Raw genomic sequence first — 3,771 nt, 5'->3', positions numbered from 1 at the left:
TCACTCCCAGAGATCGTGAAGCTCCTACCTTCTCATCGCCGCCCTCTACTCGCCAGACGGGTTCCGCTGACGGTTACACATTAGCGAGTTCGGGATGCCGATCCGACGCTGCCTTGGTCGCCAGCTTCAGCCGCTGACAGACCGTGGCTCGGTTCATTGCATTGCCCTGACGTGTGGGCAGCAGCGGCGATCGCTCGGTCGGCTGCGGATTACGGCCAAGCCAGTCGCGAATATCTCGGGCTGTGCTCTTCCAAAGCGGCAGCGACCGCTGCTTGCGTCCCTTGCCATGCAGATGAATGAAGGATATCGGGCCGAGGATGACATCGCCGACCCGAACACCAACGATCTCCGATACCCGAGCGCCGGTGTTATAAAGCAGGGTTACCATCAGTCGATCTCGATGACCGAGCCAGCTCGCCGTCGAAATGTCCATGACTGCCAGCATTTGCTCCCTTGACAGGAATCCTATCATTGGTCTGTCGAAGCGTTTCATTGGAACCGCCAGCGCCTGCTCAATGACACGCAGGTTCGAGAGATCGCGACGAGCGGCGAATCGCAGGAACGACCGTATAGCCGCCAGCCGGATATTGCGGCTGCGTACCGTGTTGTGCCGGTCTCGTTCCAGGTGCTCGAGGAAACTTGCCAGGAACTTCGCGTCAATGTCGGCCAACTGCAAGGCCGATGGCGACTTGCCGAGGTGTTGCTCGGCGAAATGCAACATAAGCAAGAAGGCATCGCGATAGGACGCGACGGTACAGGGGCTGAGCGCTCGTTGCTGCACCATGTAGTCAGTGAAGAACTCCTGCACCAAGCCGCCGAAGGTGGGCGAGACTGAGCTACGCATGACGAATCTCCTCCAGTGCAAAATTCTCGAACTTCGCGCCCACCACCGACATCAGTTCCGGCGTCCCGCTGAGGTACCAGTAAGTGTCCGAGATGCTGGCATGACCAAGGTAAGTGCATAACCAGAGCACGGCATGATCGACGGTCTCTCCTGTCTCATACCACCGCAGCAATCGAGCCACGGCGAAACTGTGCCGCAGGTCCTGAATGCGCGGCTGCGGGTAGTCCCCGCGTGCCTGCCAATTCAATTGTCGACGCAGTTGGACGAAGACGTCTTGAACCGTCCTCTTCGGCAGGGCGCAGCCCGATTGCGACACGAAGAACGGCATGTCCGCACGGGTTTCGACATGCCGATCACGAAGTTGCCGGTATTCGTTGAGCGCTTGTACGACACTGCTGTGCAATGGTAGGCAACGTGGCTTGGCACTACGCCGCTAGCGGCGTAGTCACCGCTATGCCGCATCGTTAACTATGTTCGATTTGAACGGGGCGACGGCCAATTCAAAGGGAATCAACGAAAAATGATCGGCATAGTCTGATGGATGTCAGGCTCGCTTTTACGAGAGGCGCAGCAGGTCATGGAGAAGTTGTACCCGAAAACGCGGGTCGCACTCGCTCGATGCCAGAGGGACCTTGGGCGGAACGGTTTCTCAAGGGTCTGAAGCCATTGAAACTATGCCGATCCAGGCGACCTCAGAATGACGTCCTGCTGGCTCTTTGCCAGCATCATCGTGATCCAATCTCAGCCTGATCGGCATTGCCAGGAATGCGGCATAGTTGTTAAACTTGGTGTGACGCACGGTCAGACAAGCACGTCGCAAATCGACGTCCCCGTCACGAAGGTTCAAGGCTTCTGAGAGCCGAAGCCCGACGGTGGCGATAAGGCCGAACAGCGTCCGGTAGGTCGCGGGTCGTACTCCGTCCAGCGGGGGCAGGCGACCTGCCTGCTCGAGCAAATCGCACACTTCCTGCCCGGTGTAAATGTGCGGCGCTAAGCGCCGATGGCCTGGCCCGAAGGTGTGTAAGTCAGGGATCTCGGTGTCCGGCTGGAACTGGCGGTAGTATGCCGCGAAAGGTCGAACGACTTCCAGCCTGCGAGCCCAGGTCACCGGTCCGGTGCGCTTGACATGCTCGCGCGCCCAGTCGAGTTGCAGCTCGAGTGTCAGAGGCCCTTGATGCCCGCGTGCATCTGCGTACCTGGCAAAGCGCATCAGTTGCTGGCCGGTGATGCCCAATTCGAAGCCGAGCCGTCGGCGCTGCTTCAGATAGCGTTCGACAGCTGCCTGGATCGTGTTGTTGCCTGAGCTCATGTCACACCTCCTGGCCAGGGCATCGCCACGGCCGATAGGCGAACCATGTCGACCTTCGTGTAGATCATTGACGTGTCGAGCTCACGATGACGCAGCACATCGGCGACTTCCTTGAGTGTGCTTCCGCTGGCCAGCATCCGACTGGCCAGCGTATGGCGCAATATGTGCACCCTCGTATGGGGTAGTCCGCTGCGCCGATAGGCCTCGCGCACAATCTTGCGTAGCACCTCGGGACCGATCGGGGCATCGACCGGCGCGACATGGCGAACAAAGACTCGCCTGCTTGCCGTCGGAGGTCGCTCCACGCGAAGATAGGTTGCGATGGCCTGGCCCGTGGTCTGCGGCAACGGCAGCACGTCTACTCGACGCGACTTATTCTTGGCGATGCGAAGCGTTCCCGCTTCCCAGTCGATGTCGTCCAGATCGATGGTGACAACTTCGCCGGCTCGCAGGCCCAGATCGACGAGACAGCGGACCATGGCGTAAGCACGATGCCTGGATGGCAACCCTTGTGGGAAGGCGTCAAGCAGCTGCAAAACCTCCTGCTGCGACAGCGTCTGCGGCAATGCCGCCAAGCGCCGGTTCGCCGGTGATGTGATGACCGGCAGCAAGTGCGCCACCGCGTCCCCCAGTGTTGCTCGATAGCGGAGATACGCACGCAGCGTGCCCGCAACAACCTTTGCGCTGGCCGGACACAGTCGCCGAAGCTGTCTTTCGATGAACCGGCGCAGTTCGTCCTGGGTAGGACAGATCGGCACGCGCGAGCCAGCACTGTGGCTCTGTCGCAGGAAGGATCGCAGGATGTTGAGACGTTGCATTCGCGTGCTTCGCGCCAGTCCGCGAGCGCGGTTCATGTATTCATCGAAGCGGCGAAGTTCATCGTCTATCGCGGAAACAACCTTGTCCTTACGCAGCACCCCGACTTCATCCAGTGCGATGAGCAGATGCCGCAGTGCCGCTCGGATCGTGCGCGCGTGCCTTCGCACTGGCGGCGGACAGGTACAGCGCGGGAGGTGTTCAGCGATAAACTGCCGAACCGCATCGTCTGTGAGGTCGCACGCGGCAATCCGACGGCGTCGTATCCAGCGGGCGAAGTGAGCGATGCAGTACAAGTACATCCTTGCGGTGTGATCGGCGTAGCCTCGCCTGACGAGATGCTGCCAATAGCCACCGATGTACGGAGCAAGAACGCTGTCGCGCAGCCACGAGGCTGGTACAGCGTGAAGCGAAGGAAGCGTACCCATGACGGCTCCTGAAGTGGTATGCCCACGTGCAGGAGACCTCCTTTTTTATGTGAAGTCCAGTTCCGTCTGACTTGGCCGACGACCACGCTTAGTCTGCACGTCCGCTGGACCGCATCGGTCAACGTCGCATAAAAACGCTGTTCGCATTAGATGCGCTATGGTCTTATGTGCATGACGCGTCGAACTACACCTACATCGAGGCGACCTGGCCCCAACAACTGCCCGACTGGATCGCCAGCCATGTGCGTGCCCTGAACTTCTTCGGCGGTTGCACCGAGTAATCGGCAGCTGCCGATTAAGCAGAGGGTTTTTTGGTTAGCGGTCGCGGCCGCATGCGTATGAAGAGCACCTGGGGAGAGCAGCCCGCGACCGGT

Annotated in this window: 4 protein-coding genes; all 4 read right to left on the bottom strand. The window is 59.9% G+C overall.

Annotation, left to right across the window (positions count from 1 at the left end; translation table 11 throughout):
* Positions 1–73: 73 nt before the first annotated feature.
* Positions 74–844 carry a tyrosine-type recombinase/integrase gene (locus ACGLHR_RS50940; protein WP_400103637.1) on the bottom strand — a complete coding sequence of 257 codons (771 nt, stop codon included), beginning with the start codon at positions 842–844 and terminating at the stop codon, positions 74–76.
* Positions 837–1,172 (bottom strand): hypothetical protein, encoded by a 336-nt coding sequence (locus tag ACGLHR_RS50935; RefSeq protein ID WP_400103635.1) that lies wholly within the window; start codon positions 1,170–1,172, stop codon positions 837–839. Before ACGLHR_RS50935 ends, ACGLHR_RS50940 begins: the two co-directional genes overlap by 8 nt.
* Before the next feature lie 321 nt (positions 1,173–1,493).
* On the bottom strand, positions 1,494–2,153 hold the full coding sequence (locus tag ACGLHR_RS50930) for a hypothetical protein (RefSeq protein ID WP_400103633.1): 660 nt from the start codon (positions 2,151–2,153) through the stop codon (positions 1,494–1,496).
* Positions 2,150–3,397 (bottom strand): tyrosine-type recombinase/integrase, encoded by a 1,248-nt coding sequence (locus ACGLHR_RS50925; protein ID WP_400103631.1) that lies wholly within the window; start codon positions 3,395–3,397, stop codon positions 2,150–2,152. The genes ACGLHR_RS50930 and ACGLHR_RS50925 overlap by 4 nt, the downstream gene beginning before the upstream one ends.
* Between the last annotated feature and the right edge of the window lie 374 nt (positions 3,398–3,771).

It is taken from the genome of Cupriavidus sp. CuC1 (assembly GCF_044627735.1).
Classification (GTDB): Bacteria; Pseudomonadota; Gammaproteobacteria; order Burkholderiales; family Burkholderiaceae; genus Cupriavidus; species Cupriavidus ulmosensis.
This window is presented reverse-complemented; position numbering and strand designations above follow the sequence as displayed.